At 42.2% G+C, this 13,719-nt stretch carries 12 protein-coding genes and 1 pseudogene; 8 read left to right on the plus strand and 5 right to left on the minus strand.

The features are described 5' to 3' along the window. Positions 1-273: 273 nt before the first annotated feature. A complete protein-coding gene (locus tag MKI79_RS09995; protein ID WP_241572896.1) occupies positions 274-939 on the minus strand; it encodes a pseudouridine synthase in 666 nt (221 codons plus the stop codon). 169 nt (positions 940-1,108) lie between these two features. On the opposite strand from MKI79_RS09995, the gene MKI79_RS10000 reads away from it, so the two are divergent. Beyond that, a complete protein-coding gene (locus MKI79_RS10000) occupies positions 1,109-1,348 on the plus strand; it encodes a DUF2789 family protein (RefSeq protein ID WP_241573022.1) in 240 nt (79 codons plus the stop codon). Between the two features lie 119 nt (positions 1,349-1,467). Here MKI79_RS10000 and tusA read toward each other — a convergent pair whose 3' ends face one another. Further along, the gene (gene tusA / locus MKI79_RS10005; protein ID WP_241572900.1) at positions 1,468-1,731 is read right to left on the minus strand and encodes a sulfurtransferase TusA; all 264 of its coding nucleotides are present in this window, start codon (positions 1,729-1,731) and stop codon (positions 1,468-1,470) included. Positions 1,732-1,916: 185 nt separating this feature from the next. Between tusA and MKI79_RS10010 the strand changes: the two genes are divergently transcribed. Both MKI79_RS10010 and lnt read left to right on the plus strand, forming a co-directional pair. Next, positions 1,917-2,753 (plus strand): CBS domain-containing protein, encoded by an 837-nt coding sequence (locus MKI79_RS10010; RefSeq protein ID WP_241572910.1) that lies wholly within the window; start codon positions 1,917-1,919, stop codon positions 2,751-2,753. 80 nt (positions 2,754-2,833) lie between these two features. Beyond that, positions 2,834-4,321: pseudogene (gene lnt, locus MKI79_RS10015) on the plus strand (apolipoprotein N-acyltransferase); the annotation flags it as partial. 57 nt (positions 4,322-4,378) lie between these two features. Here the strand turns inward: lnt and MKI79_RS10020 are convergent. The 3 genes from MKI79_RS10020 to gspF all read right to left on the minus strand — a co-directional run bounded on the left by MKI79_RS10020 (position 4,379) and on the right by gspF (position 6,672). Next, entirely contained in the window at positions 4,379-4,570 is a 192-nt protein-coding gene (locus MKI79_RS10020) for a hypothetical protein (protein ID WP_241572914.1), read from the minus strand. A 418-nt stretch (positions 4,571-4,988) separates the two neighbouring features. Further along, the gene (gene gspG / locus MKI79_RS10025) at positions 4,989-5,450 is read right to left on the minus strand and encodes a type II secretion system major pseudopilin GspG (protein ID WP_274619079.1); all 462 of its coding nucleotides are present in this window, start codon (positions 5,448-5,450) and stop codon (positions 4,989-4,991) included. Positions 5,451-5,469: 19 nt separating this feature from the next. Next, entirely contained in the window at positions 5,470-6,672 is a 1,203-nt protein-coding gene (gspF, locus tag MKI79_RS10030) for a type II secretion system inner membrane protein GspF (RefSeq protein WP_241572917.1), read from the minus strand. A 208-nt stretch (positions 6,673-6,880) separates the two neighbouring features. Here gspF and MKI79_RS10035 point away from each other — a divergent pair, with 208 nt between their 5' ends. The 5 genes from MKI79_RS10035 (at position 6,881) to MKI79_RS10055 (ending at position 13,704) form a co-directional block, all read left to right on the plus strand. After that, the gene (locus MKI79_RS10035; protein WP_241572920.1) at positions 6,881-9,139 is read left to right on the plus strand and encodes a primosomal protein N'; all 2,259 of its coding nucleotides are present in this window, start codon (positions 6,881-6,883) and stop codon (positions 9,137-9,139) included. 635 nt (positions 9,140-9,774) lie between these two features. After that, the gene (locus tag MKI79_RS10040; RefSeq protein ID WP_322111818.1) at positions 9,775-11,712 is read left to right on the plus strand and encodes a monovalent cation:proton antiporter-2 (CPA2) family protein; all 1,938 of its coding nucleotides are present in this window, start codon (positions 9,775-9,777) and stop codon (positions 11,710-11,712) included. A gap of 89 nt (positions 11,713-11,801) precedes the next feature. After that, on the plus strand, positions 11,802-12,674 hold the full coding sequence (hslO, locus tag MKI79_RS10045; protein ID WP_241572925.1) for an Hsp33 family molecular chaperone HslO: 873 nt from the start codon (positions 11,802-11,804) through the stop codon (positions 12,672-12,674). Positions 12,675-12,836: 162 nt separating this feature from the next. Next, the gene (locus MKI79_RS10050; RefSeq protein ID WP_241572928.1) at positions 12,837-13,073 is read left to right on the plus strand and encodes a PspC domain-containing protein; all 237 of its coding nucleotides are present in this window, start codon (positions 12,837-12,839) and stop codon (positions 13,071-13,073) included. A 250-nt stretch (positions 13,074-13,323) separates the two neighbouring features. Beyond that, a complete protein-coding gene (locus MKI79_RS10055; protein ID WP_241572930.1) occupies positions 13,324-13,704 on the plus strand; it encodes a hypothetical protein in 381 nt (126 codons plus the stop codon). Positions 13,705-13,719: the final 15 nt, after the last annotated feature.

Below are 13,719 nucleotides of genomic sequence, written 5' to 3' on the forward strand. Positions count from 1 at the left end.
CTTAATGAATCACTCAATACTTCGTCAGCATCAAGCTAGGTCGGCTATATTACTCTCTATCTCTAAAAAGTCAACTGAAATTACAGATAATTTTTAAACCCATCCAATCAACCAAAAAATTTAACCATCAAGCTAAATAACTGTTAATCAACAAGTTTTTATCCACATCCCCGCCGGTAGGTGCGCATTCTACAGTATTAACCATTCGATGCAACCCTTTTTTTAGGGTTAAAAGATCGAGCGGTGGTTTTTTCAGCATAAATCGACTTTATTTTAGAAATTCGGCGAGCTTTTAATCAATATTTCTTTCTTTTGTAATGGATGTATAAATTCGATTTGACTAGCATGAAGTGCCATTTGCTGTGTATGTGCATTTTTTGCTTGTGGATTATAGATTTTATCTCTGACAATTGGGTGTCCAAGATGAAGCATATGCACACGTAGTTGATGTGATCGTCCTGTAATGGGATGCAGTTTGACTTCTGTACAATCATATTCAGCGATATATTGCATGGCACGATATTGGGTTTGTGCTGATTTTCCAATGTCATAGTCAATTTTTTGACGTGGTCGATTCTCCCAATCCGTGATCAGTGGCACATCAACGATACCTTGCCCTGTCAACTCCCCTTGCACGAGGGCGGTATATGTTTTTTGAATCGCACGTTGTTGGAACAACCGACTCATTGCAACTTCAACATCACGATGTTTCGCAAAAACCAAAATCCCTGACGTTGCCATATCTAGACGATGCGTAACTTTTGCGTTTGGAAAATGTTGAAGAATTCGCCAGTATGCGCTATCTCGATGCTCTACCAATCTTCCCATGACCGATAGTAAGCCCGCAGGTTTATTGACAATGATCAAATCATCATCTTCATACAAAATTTCTAAAGGTGCTGTTGGTGGGTCGTAGACGAATTGATCATCAATAGGCATGTGTTTGTGATTCAAAAAATTTTCTTATTATAACTTTTAAATCGGTGAATCACCTTGAAAAAATTGAATTTACTTTTTTGTATTGTTTTGCAAATCATCTATATTTCGATTGATGAGCTATGCTATGTTGGTGTGTAAATACTTACGATAAAAATGGAGATTCGCCATGATGAACACATCACAGCCAAGTATGACAAACTTATTTGAACAACTTGGTTTAGCGTCTGATGAAGCGTCAATTCAGGAGTTTATCAAAGCACATCAACTGGAAGCTTGCGTCTATATTTGTGATGCGCCATTTTGGAGTGTGGGTCAGCGTGCATTATTGGCAGAAAAAACCATTACAGATGATGACTGGACAATCGTTGTCGATCAGCTTAACGAAGCTTTGCACGAAGATGCTGTATAAACCACACCATTCAATGTAAAAAATCAACAATTCAAAACGGACACATCTTGTCCGTTTTTTATTTTGTTTCAACTTTGTCAATCATCAGTTATATTGATCTGCGTCAACATAGAATCAGCTTACTGCTTTTGTACTTGATAATAATAAATGGATTGTCCTTCAAATTCACGCCGTTCATTGATCAATAACGCATGTCCAAGATGCATACAAAATTTTGGAATATCCCAAGATGTCGAAGGGTCTGTTGCAAGAACTTCGACAACATCACCTTGCGCAGATTTACGAATGGCTTGATGCAGCATCATCACAGGCTCTGGACAACGCAAACCACGTGTATCAAGTTGCTTAGAGATTTTCTGTGTTGTTGGCTCAGTGGAGTTCATTACAGTGACATTTGTGTTCAATAAAGAAGTCGAATTCTACCACAAACTTGCTGATCAAAAGTACAACGTCGGTCGTCAAACACATTGCAATAAATTTCCACATGTTTTTAGATGCATAGCACTTCTTTCTTCGGTATGATGAGCTCACCTTTTGACAATTTTTGTTGGTATTTTTAGGATCTGTCATGCAAGACGAATCAAGCCCCTCGTGGGCACGTGGCTTAAAAAAATGGTTAAACACCGCACCTGAAACACGTGATGAATTATTAAAACTGGTACAAGATTCACGGCAATATCTTGAGCCCGACACAGTGGCAATGCTTGAAGGCGTGCTTGATTTGCCTGCGACCAAGATTCGTGAAGTCATGACACCTCGCACCTCGTTGGTCAGTTTACAAGAAGATGATGACGTTCTCGACATTATCCATGTCTTGATTGAGTCTGCACATTCTCGCTTCCCAGTATTTTCAGCGGAAAATAGCGACAAAGTCGTTGGCGTATTGCTGGCAAAAGACCTTTTACCTTTTTTAAATCAGGTTAATCGTAAAGTTGATATTCCAACGTTAATGCGTCAAGCGCTATTCGTTCCTGAAAGTGCACGCTCTGACCAAGTATTGCGTATGCTGAAAAACACACAGTCGCATCTTGCGATCGTGATTGATGAATATGGCACAACTTCTGGCATTGTGACTTTAGAAGATATTTTAGAAGAAATCGTCGGTGAGATTGAAGACGAACATGATGAAGTCGATCAATTTGCTCAGTTTATTCAACCTGATCCTGAGTCTGAACAACAAAACGCTTGGATCGTGCAAGCTCTGACTCCGATTGAGTATTTCAATACGATTCTTGCAAGCAAGTTCCCTGATGATGAAGTGGAAACCATGGGCGGATTGTTACTGCAGGAGATTGGTTTGGTGAGTGATTTGCAAGGTCAAGTGATTGAACTTGCGGATTGGAGTTTTACCATTATTGAGGCGGACACACGTAGTATCCAACGTATCCGAGCTGTACGCGCATGAGTAATGCTTTTTCTCAATTTATACAACGATTAAAAACTCCGCCTGCATTTGCACAAAACCATCGTTTTTCTTTGGGATTAGTGTGTTTAATTGCGCTCTGTGCAGGAGCCGTTTTACCTTTAGCACTCGCACCTTATCATTATTGGTGGTTGGCGATTCTCTCCCCTGCTTTGCTCTATGCGTGCCTAGATCAACGTAGTAGCACACATGCCTTTTTCATCGGTTGGAGCTATGGTATTGGACTATGGTTCGTCGGCGCATTTTGGCTGTATACCTCAATCCATGTCTATGGCGACACGCCTGCTTATATCGCTGTATTTCTTATTGCACTCATGTCAATCGCGATGGGCGTGTTTAGCGCAGTACAAACTTGGTTTTATCGTCGATTTTTTCCTGAAACACCACTAACTTTCGCACCAATCTGGGTATTTTTTGAATGGTTAAAGACGTGGGTTTTCACCGGCTTTCCGTGGTTATTTGTCGGTTATGCCTTTACAAATTATGGCTTAGATGAATATGCGCCATTGTTTGGTATTTTTGGCGTTTCATTTGTCGTCATCCTGATTGCTTCGGCACTGACCGAATGTTTGTTTGGAAAACGCTTTTGGATTTTACCGATTCTGCTATTAATTGCAGGGGCTTGGGGTGCAAAACACATTCAATGGGTTGAAGCTAAAAAGCAAACACCTCTCACTGTTTCATTAATTCAAGGCAATATTCCTCAAGATTTAAAATGGCTGGTGGAATATCAGGCGCAGACTTTAAGCATCTATGCCACCATGAGCCAAACTGAATGGGGACGTGATCTCGTGGTTTGGCCTGAAGCCTCAATTCCGATGTTTCAGACCGATCTTCAACCGTTTTTAGACATCATTAGCAATCATGCCAATGAACGTGGTTCAGCTTGGGTGACAGGTATTCCGTATTGGGATTTGAATAAGTCTACGACTGATAAGCCACTTTACTATAACAGCATCATGGCAACAGGCTCGGCATCTCAAGGTATGTATTACAAGCAACGCCTTGTACCATTTGGTGAGTATATTCCATTTTCAGGCGCATTATCTTGGGTTGCTCCTGGTGTGTCAGATGTTGGGCTGAGTGGTTTTAGTGCAGGACATGATCAACAGCCACCTTTGATGATCAAAAATCATCGTTTAGCTTCTGCGATTTGCTATGAAGTGGCTTATCCGAATATCACTCGTAAAAATGCTTTGAATACAGATTTCCTTGTGACCATCTCGAATGATGCGTGGTTTACAGGTACAGCAGGACCGTGGCAACATCTGCAAATGGTACAAATGCGTGCCAAAGAAAATGGGCGCTGGATCATTCGTGCAACAAACACTGGTGTGACAGCTTTCATTAATGAACAAGGACATATCGTCAGCCAACTTCCAATGGATGTGCGTCAAGTGCTACGTGGTGAGTTGCCTGCCTTTACAGGTCAAACGCTGTATAGCCGTTTGGGTGATTGGGCGATTTTGTTATTCTGTGCATTGTTGCTGATACTTGGTTTGTTGTACAAGCCAAAAGTGGTCGATACTCGCTTTAAACAGCGTCGCTAACCTAGCTAAGTTACGATATTCTCCCCCCCTCAAAGGGGGAGGATTCACAGCAGAGCTTTAAATCTGCAAAAATGCCGTAATCAATAAGCTACTAAAAAATACCATCGATACTTGGCGATAAAACTTAAAGAACCACTGTTCCGGAGAATTTTGTGTAAAATTTGCTTGCCAAGTCGATACTTGTAATGCCATTAACAATGCGACTAAACCACTTGCAAAACTAAAACTCAGTGCAAAAGAACCTATCATAATTTAGCTACTGCCTTCTGCGCCTTGTAGCAAATCTATCCAAAATAAAAAAATCGCAAAACTCGATAAGATCATCAAATTGACTTTAATCATTTTTCTAGTGCAAATGATTGACTTTATCTTAAACTAAAAATTCAAACATTTTCCCTCCTAGAAAATGATTTATTTTGTATTTAATAATTATGCAAAAAATCAATCTAGAAAGTACTTCTCTTTTTACTCATAATTCATCAAAATTGTAGCTATCAAAATTAAGAATTATTATTAAATAAGCTTCATTACACTGATTTTTATTAAGTTATGAGATTTTATTTATTTTAATTATTATTACGATCGGATATTTCTTATATTTAAATTCGGCTTTAGGTATTTTCCCAAAGCCGAATTTTCATGATTATTTTTCAATCTATTTATATTTTTAATGTTGATAATAAATATCAGCATCATTACCTTCCCCACCTTCTTGACCATCTGCACCAAATGAATAGAGATCATAAGGTCCACCTTGTGTGCCTGGAATCACGTACTGCAGATCGTTGTCCCAACTGTCGGTTGGATAACCGCCTTTGACGTAACCGCCTTGCATCCAGTTTTTCGCTGAGGCAGGTTGTTTAATTAAGGCTTCGAGTCCGCCGTCTTGCATCGAAGGATAGCGACCATTATCGAGTTTGTATTGATCGAGTGCACCTGCTGTCCCGCTCAAGGTGATTTCTGTGGTATCGACTTTGGCTTTTTCACCTCGTCCCATCACGTTAGGTACGATGAGTGCTGCTAAAACACCGAGAATCACGATCACGACCATGACTTCGATGAGGGTAAAGCCTGATTGTTTATTGTGTGTGTTCATTGCTTTGTCTAATTGGTGCATCGCTTGACTCATAAAATACAACTCCAAAAACTTAAATTAAATTATTCATATTCACGATCGGTAACATCACGGCGATCACAATCACTAAAACGATTCCTGCCATAAATACCAACATCAACGGCTCAAGTAAAGCCAGTAATGTCGTGATCAAGCTACTAATTTGTTTATCTTGCATATCTGATGCACGAATCAACATGCGATCAAGCTCACCTGAGTTTTCACCGCTACGAATCATTTGCACCATCATCGGTGGGAAATAGCCCGAACGCTCAAGCTGTGTGGCGAGATTACCACCCTCCACGACTTTTTCTGCCGCATGGTTGACGGCATCTCGAATCACCCAATTGCTACTCACCGCCGCACCGATTTTTAAGGCATCAACTAAAGGCACACCCGACCGAGTCAGAATAGACAAGGTACTGGCAAAGCGTGCCGAGTTTATACCGCGAGATAATTTACCAAATAATGGCAACTTGAGGATAAAACGATCAAGTGTGTAATGCCCTGCATCCGTCCGTAAAAATCGACCGAGCAGAAACAACCCCAAAGCACCGAGTACCAACATGTACATCCAATAATTACGGATAAAATCACTGGTCGCCATCAAGGCTTGGGTAATCCACGGCAAGGCTTGATCGGTATTGGCAAAGACTTTGACAATATCAGGCACCACATAGGTCATCAATCCCATGATAATGCCAAAGGACATCAACATCAGAATCACAGGGTAGATCATCGCCCCTTGGATTTTCTTCTGCATGGCAAAGCGACCTTCGGTATAGTCTGCCAATTGTTCTAAAATCAAATCCAAATGCCCTGAACGCTCACCCGCAGCAACGGTAGCGATATATAAGGTTGGGAAATGAGCACTTTGATCTAAGGCTTTGGCAAGCGAATGCCCTTCTAAGACTTTCGCACGCACAGAAAGCAATAAACTTTCAACATGTTTCTTTTCACTTTGCTTGGCGACGGCTCGAATAGCTTCTTCTAAAGGAATACTGGCAGCAATTAACACCGATAATTGACGTGTCATGAGTGCCAAATCATAAGCAGTGAGTTTCTTTTGAAACCAACGGCTTTGACCTGTTTGTTTGTGTTGTACCGCTTCGACTTGTAATGGCGTCAATGCCTGATCACGCAACTGCTGACGAATCTGCCGAGCAGAATCACCATCCATGATGCCTTTATGTTGTTTTCCTGAAGCGTCGAGCGCTGAATATTGATACGCAGGCATTGCCAACTCTTAACTTTTCGATTTCATTATGCCATTATCTCGGTGATGGACTTTTTCAGTTTTTCCTTGCGAATGTATCGCTGAGATCGTTTTCAATCTATCCATCACAACTTGGACTCAAGCATAACTGAGTATCGTATTTTGCGCCATGTCTGTTTAAGATTTTTCGCTCGACTATTTTCGATCCACTATTTAGGTCGCCTATTTTATGACAGATGTGACACCACCAAAGTCAGCTTCGCAACACAATGCATATCCTTATCGTCTGCGTGTGGCGATCGCCGTGCACATCTATGATTTGATTGATTATGAAGTCACGGCTGAGCAATATGCCGAAGCGGTGACTGGCACACGGGTCAAAGTGCCGTTTATGAATCGGCAGTTGATCGGCATCATCGTGGAAAAATTCGATGCCAATACGCCATTTCACGGGCAATTTAAACTCAAACCCATTAACAAACTATTTGATGAACCTGCACTACTCGATCAACACGTTTTAAATTTATTGCAATGGGTGGCGCAGTATTATCAAGCGCCAGTTGGTGAAGTTGTGCTTTCTGCTTTGCCTAATTTCTTAAAGCAAGGTCGCCCTTATCTGTTGCTTGCTTATCATTGGCGAGCGGTAACGATTAAAGAAAATGATGCAGACACGGTAAAACTACCGCAAAAATCCTCAAAACTTTTTGCGGCGTATCAAGCCTTGCAACTACATCGCAACGGCGCAGCTGAAGCAATTTTAAATCTTTCAGGGATTAGTACAGCACAGCTGAAACAACTTGAAAAACGTGGACTGGCGATAAGCTTCCAACAGCCGATTGATTTTCAGCCAACCGCTATGCAACTTGCTCAAATGCCGTTGGATGCCAATAACGAACAAAAAACAGCGATAAAAAAAATCAGTCAATCTCTTGGCAAATATCAAGGCTTTCTACTTGACGGCATTACAGGCAGTGGCAAAACCGAAGTCTATTTGCAAGTGATGCAAAAAGTATTGGAAAAAGGACAGCAAGTCCTCGTCCTCGTTCCTGAGATTGGACTAACACCGCAGACTATTGACCGATTTAAAGCCCGATTTCATACCGATATTGTGCTGTTACATTCAGGTTTGAGTGACACCAAGCGTCTGCAAGCATGGCAACAGGCGCAGACAGGCAAAGCCAGTATTATTTTGGGTACACGCTTGGCAATCTTCTGTCCATTGCCAAAGCTCGGCTTGATCATTCTCGATGAAGAGCATGACCTCTCTTTTAAACAGCAAGATCACATGCGCTACCATGCTCGGGATGTGGCGTTGTACCGTGCATTTAAGCAGAATTGTCCGATTATTTTAGGCTCTGCCACACCGAGTTTTGAAAGTTTGCATTTGGTCGAACAGGAGAAATTACAGCATTTAACTTTGACTGAGCGTGCAGGACATGCCGAGCCACCGCAGTTCAAATTAATTGACCTGAAAGCGCAGAAAAAGCAATTTGGACTTGCAGAGCCATTAATTCAACACATCGACGCACAACTAAAAAAGCAACATCAAGTCTTGGTCTTTATCAATCGACGAGGTTATTCGCCTGTGTTGATGTGCGGAGCGTGTGCTTGGCAAGCGGATTGTCCACAGTGTGATACCCATCTGAGCTATCACCTCAAGCCTCGCCCGATCCTGCAATGTCACCACTGCAACTATATGCAGCCTGTACCTAAAGTCTGCCCTGCGTGTAATCATGAAGATTTGCTTCCGATCGGACACGGCACGGCTCGCATCGAAGAAAGTCTAAACCAACTCTTCCCCGACTATCCTGTGATTCGGGTCGATCGAGATACCACCACCCGCCAAGACAGTTGGCAGAAGATTTATCAACGTGCTCATCGTTCAGGTGCTGCGATATTTTTGGGCACGCAGATGCTCGCCAAAGGGCATCATTTCCCTTATGTGAGCTTGGTGACGATCTTGGATATTGATGCGGGGCTGATGAGTGCTGACTTTCGAGCGCCTGAACGCACGGCGCAATTGATCATGCAAGTCGCTGGGCGAGCTGGGCGTGGTCAGATCAAAGGTGAAGTACTATTGCAAAGTCTACGTCCCGATCATCCGTTATTACAAAGTTTGGTGACCAAAGGCTATGCCAGTTTTGCCAAGCAAGCATTGGCAGAGCGTAAGATTGGGCATCTTCCGCCTTATCGATATTGCGTGTTGATCCGAGCGGAAAGTCAGAATGAATTGTATAACGTAGATTTTCTGCAATTCGCCTTGCAACATTGGACGAGTTTTGGTGAGGCAAAAGTCGATGCGTGGGGACCTGTGCATGCGCCGATGCCGAAAAAAGCAGGATTTTATCGGACGCATTTGATCTTGTTTAGTGATTCACGTGTCGAGCTACAACGACAGATTGCGCCGTGGTGGCAATGGTTATTTAAACAACAACGTAAATTTGAACTGCGTCTGACCTTGGATATTGATCCGCAAGATTTAGGGTAAACTTAACTTTTTATTAGCAAGCGAATTTTTAAGTAAATGCTAACCTAAGTATTGTTCAAAAAAGATACTTTTTCAGTAAAATCAAATCACTAATAGTTTAGCACTTTAGTGGTCTATAAAATCGAAATAAAACATGGAGTATCAAATTCATGGCTAATCAATGAAAATTTCCCGAAGACATATAAAAGTAAGTTTTAGAACGTGACAAATGCTGTGTTTATTTTGGCTGTGAATTTGGTATTAAAAGGACTAAAAAGAAATCTTGGGAGCACATTATTATTGATATTAATATCAGAACACCAAATAATATTGCGCTGTGTTGTATTGGTTGTAATGCATCAAAAGATAATCAAGAATTAAAAGACTGGCTCTATTCTGAGAATGCCCGAAAAAGAGGTATTACCGATGAAACCCATGCAGATGTAATTAAAATGGCACTGCAAAAAATCCAGCTATTGATCTATAAGCTTAGAGCTTAAAAAATTTAGTAACTTGCATATTCAAAACACATGATGATTGCGTAGAAAAGTACATGCGTTTGTAGCAATTTTCACCCCAATTCACCTCAAAACAAGCCATTCCGTTGTACACTGCTTTAGAGATAGACAGATCCGATTTAGATACATTACATGGAAATCACACCGCTTGTTCAGATCATTATATTTTTGGCAGCTGCCCTACTGCTTGTGCCGTTGGGTAAGCGTTTTGGTATTCCGACGGTTTTAGGCTATTTGGTCACAGGCACGATTCTTGGACCAAGTGTGCTGAATATTGCGCACGATACCGAACAGATCGCACACTTGGCGGAATATGGCGTGATCATGCTGATGTTTTTGATCGGCTTGGAACTCCGCCCTCAACGCCTGTGGGAGTTACGTCAATCGATCTTGCTGATGGGTAGCTTGCAGATGCTGATCAGTGGCATCGTGCTGACTTTGGCGATTTGGCTAGTCTTTTCATGGCAGTTCAATACCAGTGTGGTGATTGGTTTTGCTTTGGCATTGTCTTCGACAGCATTTGTATTACAGCTCCTACGAGATCGTGATCAATTGGCTACGAGCTATGGTCAGCAGACCTTTTCGATTTTGCTATTTCAAGATATTGCAGCAATGGTGTTACTGGCGCTGATTCCTGTGCTTGCGGGTAATATTTTTATTGAAAATCAGGGCGGTGCGCATCATGGTATCGCTTATTTTGCAGCGGTCATTGCTTCATTTTCAGGGCTATTTTTATTTAGTCGCTATATTCTTAGACCATTTTTCCGTTTTGTGGCGAAAAGTGCCGCCACCGAATTACTCACTGCTGTGGCATTATTTATCGTGCTCGGTGTTGCGGTATTGATGGAGGCGATCGGACTGAGTACCACGCTCGGCGCATTTTTAACAGGTGTCCTGCTCGCCGATTCTGAGTTCCGTCATGAGCTTGAAGCCAGCATTCAGCCGTTCAAAGGCTTGTTGCTCGGTTTATTCTTTATGACCGTTGGGATGGGCGTGTCATTGCATGTCATCGTTGAGCACCCGCTATTAATCGTTTTCGGTACGCTCGCTTTGATGATGATTAAAATCGTCTGTGTGGCAGGCATTGCGCTATATCGTAAAAGCTCCGCACTGAACAGTTTGCGACTTGGTGTTGCCCTCTCGCAAGGCGGTGAATTTGCCTTTGTGGTGTTTGCCGTTGCAGCGAGTGAAGGCATGATTAGTCAAGCCATGACCAGTCCACTCACTTTGATCGTGACGTTATCGATGATTTTGACGCCGATATTCTTCTGGGTGTTAGATCATTGGATAGAGCCGATTCTGAGCAAAAACGACACACCACAAGCCTTTGATGAATTGCCAAAACACGATCAACACATCATCGTTGCAGGCTTTGGCCGTTTCGGGCAGATTCTGACCCGTATTGCGCATCTACATCGGATTCCATTTACCGCAATTGATAATAATATTGACCACATCGACTTTATGCGCCGTTTTGGTGGGCATGTCTATTATGGCGATGCTACTGTGCCTGAGATTTTGCAATCCGCAGGTGTGGACACCGCAAAACTCTTTGTCATTGCCGTGGATGATGTTGAGGATTCGCTCTATATCGCACGTCATCTACGCTTGCACCACCCGAGTCTGAATATCTTGGCACGTGCACGGGATCGTCGCCACGTTTACCAACTACGTGAGCTTGGTGTCGAGCATGTATGGCGTGAGACTGTACATTCTGCCTTGTCCATGTCTGAACAAATGTTAAATAGTTTGGGCTATGAACCTGAGCGTAGTCGAAATCATGTAGCGAACTTTGCGCACTATGATGAAAAACTCATCCGTCAACAACAAGCCAACTACAATGTCAATCCGCAGAAAATGCGTACCGCTTATGATTCAATGATGCAAGATTTACAGAATTTGTTTGAAAATGATGAATTTGTCCATCGAGAACAAATGCAGAAAATCGAAAAGCATCAACCGATCAAAGATGAAATGAGCGGTTCACTCAATGATGGCGAAGATTCAAACAATTCTGCTACTCAACATTTGGAAGATCAGTCTGATAAAAATTCATCGCATCATGATATGCGGTGAGGATTCGTATTTGACGGATGTAAATTCAGCAGAAATCACTTGAGATTTCCCTCTTTCGCCACCATAAAATGCAGGAAATGGAGAATATTATGTCTGACATCCGCCAACGCTTTTATATACACGACTGTCCTGTCCGTGGCGAAGTGGTACACCTAGAACAATCCTTACACACCATCCTTGCACAGCGGGAATATCCGCAAGCGATCAAAGTGTTACTTGGGGAAATGCTCGTTGCCAGCGCACTGCTTGCCAGTACCTTAAAAATCAAAGGGCGACTCAGCCTGCAAATCCAAAGTTCAGGCACATTGAAATGGGCAATGGCGGAATGTAATCATCTCGGCGACCTACGTGCTTTGGCAGAGTTTGACAATGATCCACGTTTTAGCGAAGCCACAGACAGTAGCACCGTTCTCAATCATCTGCATGGTGGATTACTGTTTATCAATATCGAACCAGAGTTTGGCGATAGCTATCAAGGTATCGTGCCACTTGAGCATGCCACTTTGGCACAGTGCTTGATGCACTATTATGACTTGTCTGCGCAGATTCCAACCCGTATCGCCTTAGCAAGTAACACACAATCTTCGGGCGGATTATTGATTCAGCTCTTGCCGCGTACCGAAGAAGAGCAAGAACCCGTCGATACCGACCTGTGGCCTCGCCTGACCATGCTCACCGACACCATCAAAGCCGATGAATTGATCGACTTGCCTGCACAAGAGATTTTATATCGTCTTTATAATGAAGAAGATGTGCGCCTACCTGACAGTGAAGCGCTACAATTTGGTTGTACTTGCTCCAAAGAACGCTGTGCCAATGCCTTGATTCAGATCGGTGAAGATGCGGTCAAAGAAACCTTGATGGAACAGAATCCGATTGAGATGAATTGCCAGTTCTGTAACACGACCTATCGCTTTATCGCAGAAGAAGCCTTGGGATTGTTTGGACGGCATGTGAGTTAAGTCTTCGCTCAACATATCTTAAAAATGCACAGTGATTTTATTTAATCGGATAACAATCCTTAACAATTCAATCGCTGTGCAAAGATTGAAAGTCGAGCCAAAGACCACATATATAAAGTATCGCAATTGAATCATTTCATTTTAGAGGAGAATTTTTCAATCATGCAAAAACAAGGTTTATATCGCTCGACTGGACAAAACATGATCGCAGGCGTGATGGGTGGTATTGCTGAACGCTTTGGTTGGAATGCAAACCTACTACGCATCATCTTCGTATTGGTTTCGGTGATGAGTGCGGGTTTCCCTGGAATTTTGGTGTATTTGGTGCTTTGGTTATTGATGCCTAAACGCACCAAAATAGAACATCAAAACGATCACAACATTCGCACGGTCAACTAAATCTGTGATGTGAGTTGTCATTCGAACCACAAAGACAAACAATCTCGTTTTAATCCCTTTTAAGCTATTGTTCCCCCCAAGACAGTAGCTTTTTTTTGTGCTTAAAATTACCTACTTGCTATTGATCGTAATATTATTGGGTTTAATCTAAATCATACATGAAACGCTTGGCGAACCTTGCCGAATTACGCATAATACAATGAGTTAGAACATTGTCACCGCATGAGAACAACCTATTGAGAAAAGCACAATGACTATATTTATTCTTCTTATTTTGGCTTTTGTTGCTTTTGCTTTTTATCGCTATCGCCAATATCAGAAGCAACGTGAAATCGAAGAAATGGCAGCCGATGCACAGGCTTACGTCAGCTCAGAAGTGGTGGAGCTGTTGCAACGCTTTAAAACCATCGCCACTGAAAATGACACGGCAATGTCGGCACAGCATAAAAAGATTCAATTGCACATCAAAAACCTAACTGAAAATTTACTCTGCCATACCGACAGCGAGCAAAGTGTTCGTGAATATTTATCACAAGCAAAACAAGAGGTCGCATTAATCAATATTGAACTGGAAAAACTATCTGGGCAAAAACAACCTGATGCCGATCAAGCCTTTGATGACTTAAAATAGACGGTGATTTGAAAT

The organism is Acinetobacter sedimenti, assembly GCF_022601685.1.
Classification (GTDB): Bacteria; Pseudomonadota; Gammaproteobacteria; order Pseudomonadales; family Moraxellaceae; genus Acinetobacter; species Acinetobacter sedimenti.

What these genes read in the sequence shown, in the direction of transcription:
- MKI79_RS09995 (WP_241572896.1), bottom strand. Translation starts at nt 939, where the DNA reads ATGCCTATTGATGATCAATTCGTCTACGACCCACCAACAGCACCTTTA.
- MKI79_RS10000 (WP_241573022.1), top strand. Translation starts at nt 1,109, where the DNA reads ATGAACACATCACAGCCAAGTATGACAAACTTATTTGAACAACTTGGT.
- tusA (WP_241572900.1), bottom strand. Translation starts at nt 1,731, where the DNA reads ATGAACTCCACTGAGCCAACAACACAGAAAATCTCTAAGCAACTTGAT.
- MKI79_RS10010 (WP_241572910.1), top strand. Translation starts at nt 1,917, where the DNA reads ATGCAAGACGAATCAAGCCCCTCGTGGGCACGTGGCTTAAAAAAATGG.
- MKI79_RS10020 (WP_241572914.1), bottom strand. Translation starts at nt 4,570, where the DNA reads ATGATAGGTTCTTTTGCACTGAGTTTTAGTTTTGCAAGTGGTTTAGTC.
- gspG (WP_274619079.1), bottom strand. Translation starts at nt 5,450, where the DNA reads ATGAGTCAAGCGATGCACCAATTAGACAAAGCAATGAACACACACAAT.
- gspF (WP_241572917.1), bottom strand. Translation starts at nt 6,672, where the DNA reads ATGCCTGCGTATCAATATTCAGCGCTCGACGCTTCAGGAAAACAACAT.
- MKI79_RS10035 (WP_241572920.1), top strand. Translation starts at nt 6,881, where the DNA reads ATGACAGATGTGACACCACCAAAGTCAGCTTCGCAACACAATGCATAT.
- hslO (WP_241572925.1), top strand. Translation starts at nt 11,802, where the DNA reads ATGTCTGACATCCGCCAACGCTTTTATATACACGACTGTCCTGTCCGT.
- MKI79_RS10050 (WP_241572928.1), top strand. Translation starts at nt 12,837, where the DNA reads ATGCAAAAACAAGGTTTATATCGCTCGACTGGACAAAACATGATCGCA.
- MKI79_RS10055 (WP_241572930.1), top strand. Translation starts at nt 13,324, where the DNA reads ATGACTATATTTATTCTTCTTATTTTGGCTTTTGTTGCTTTTGCTTTT.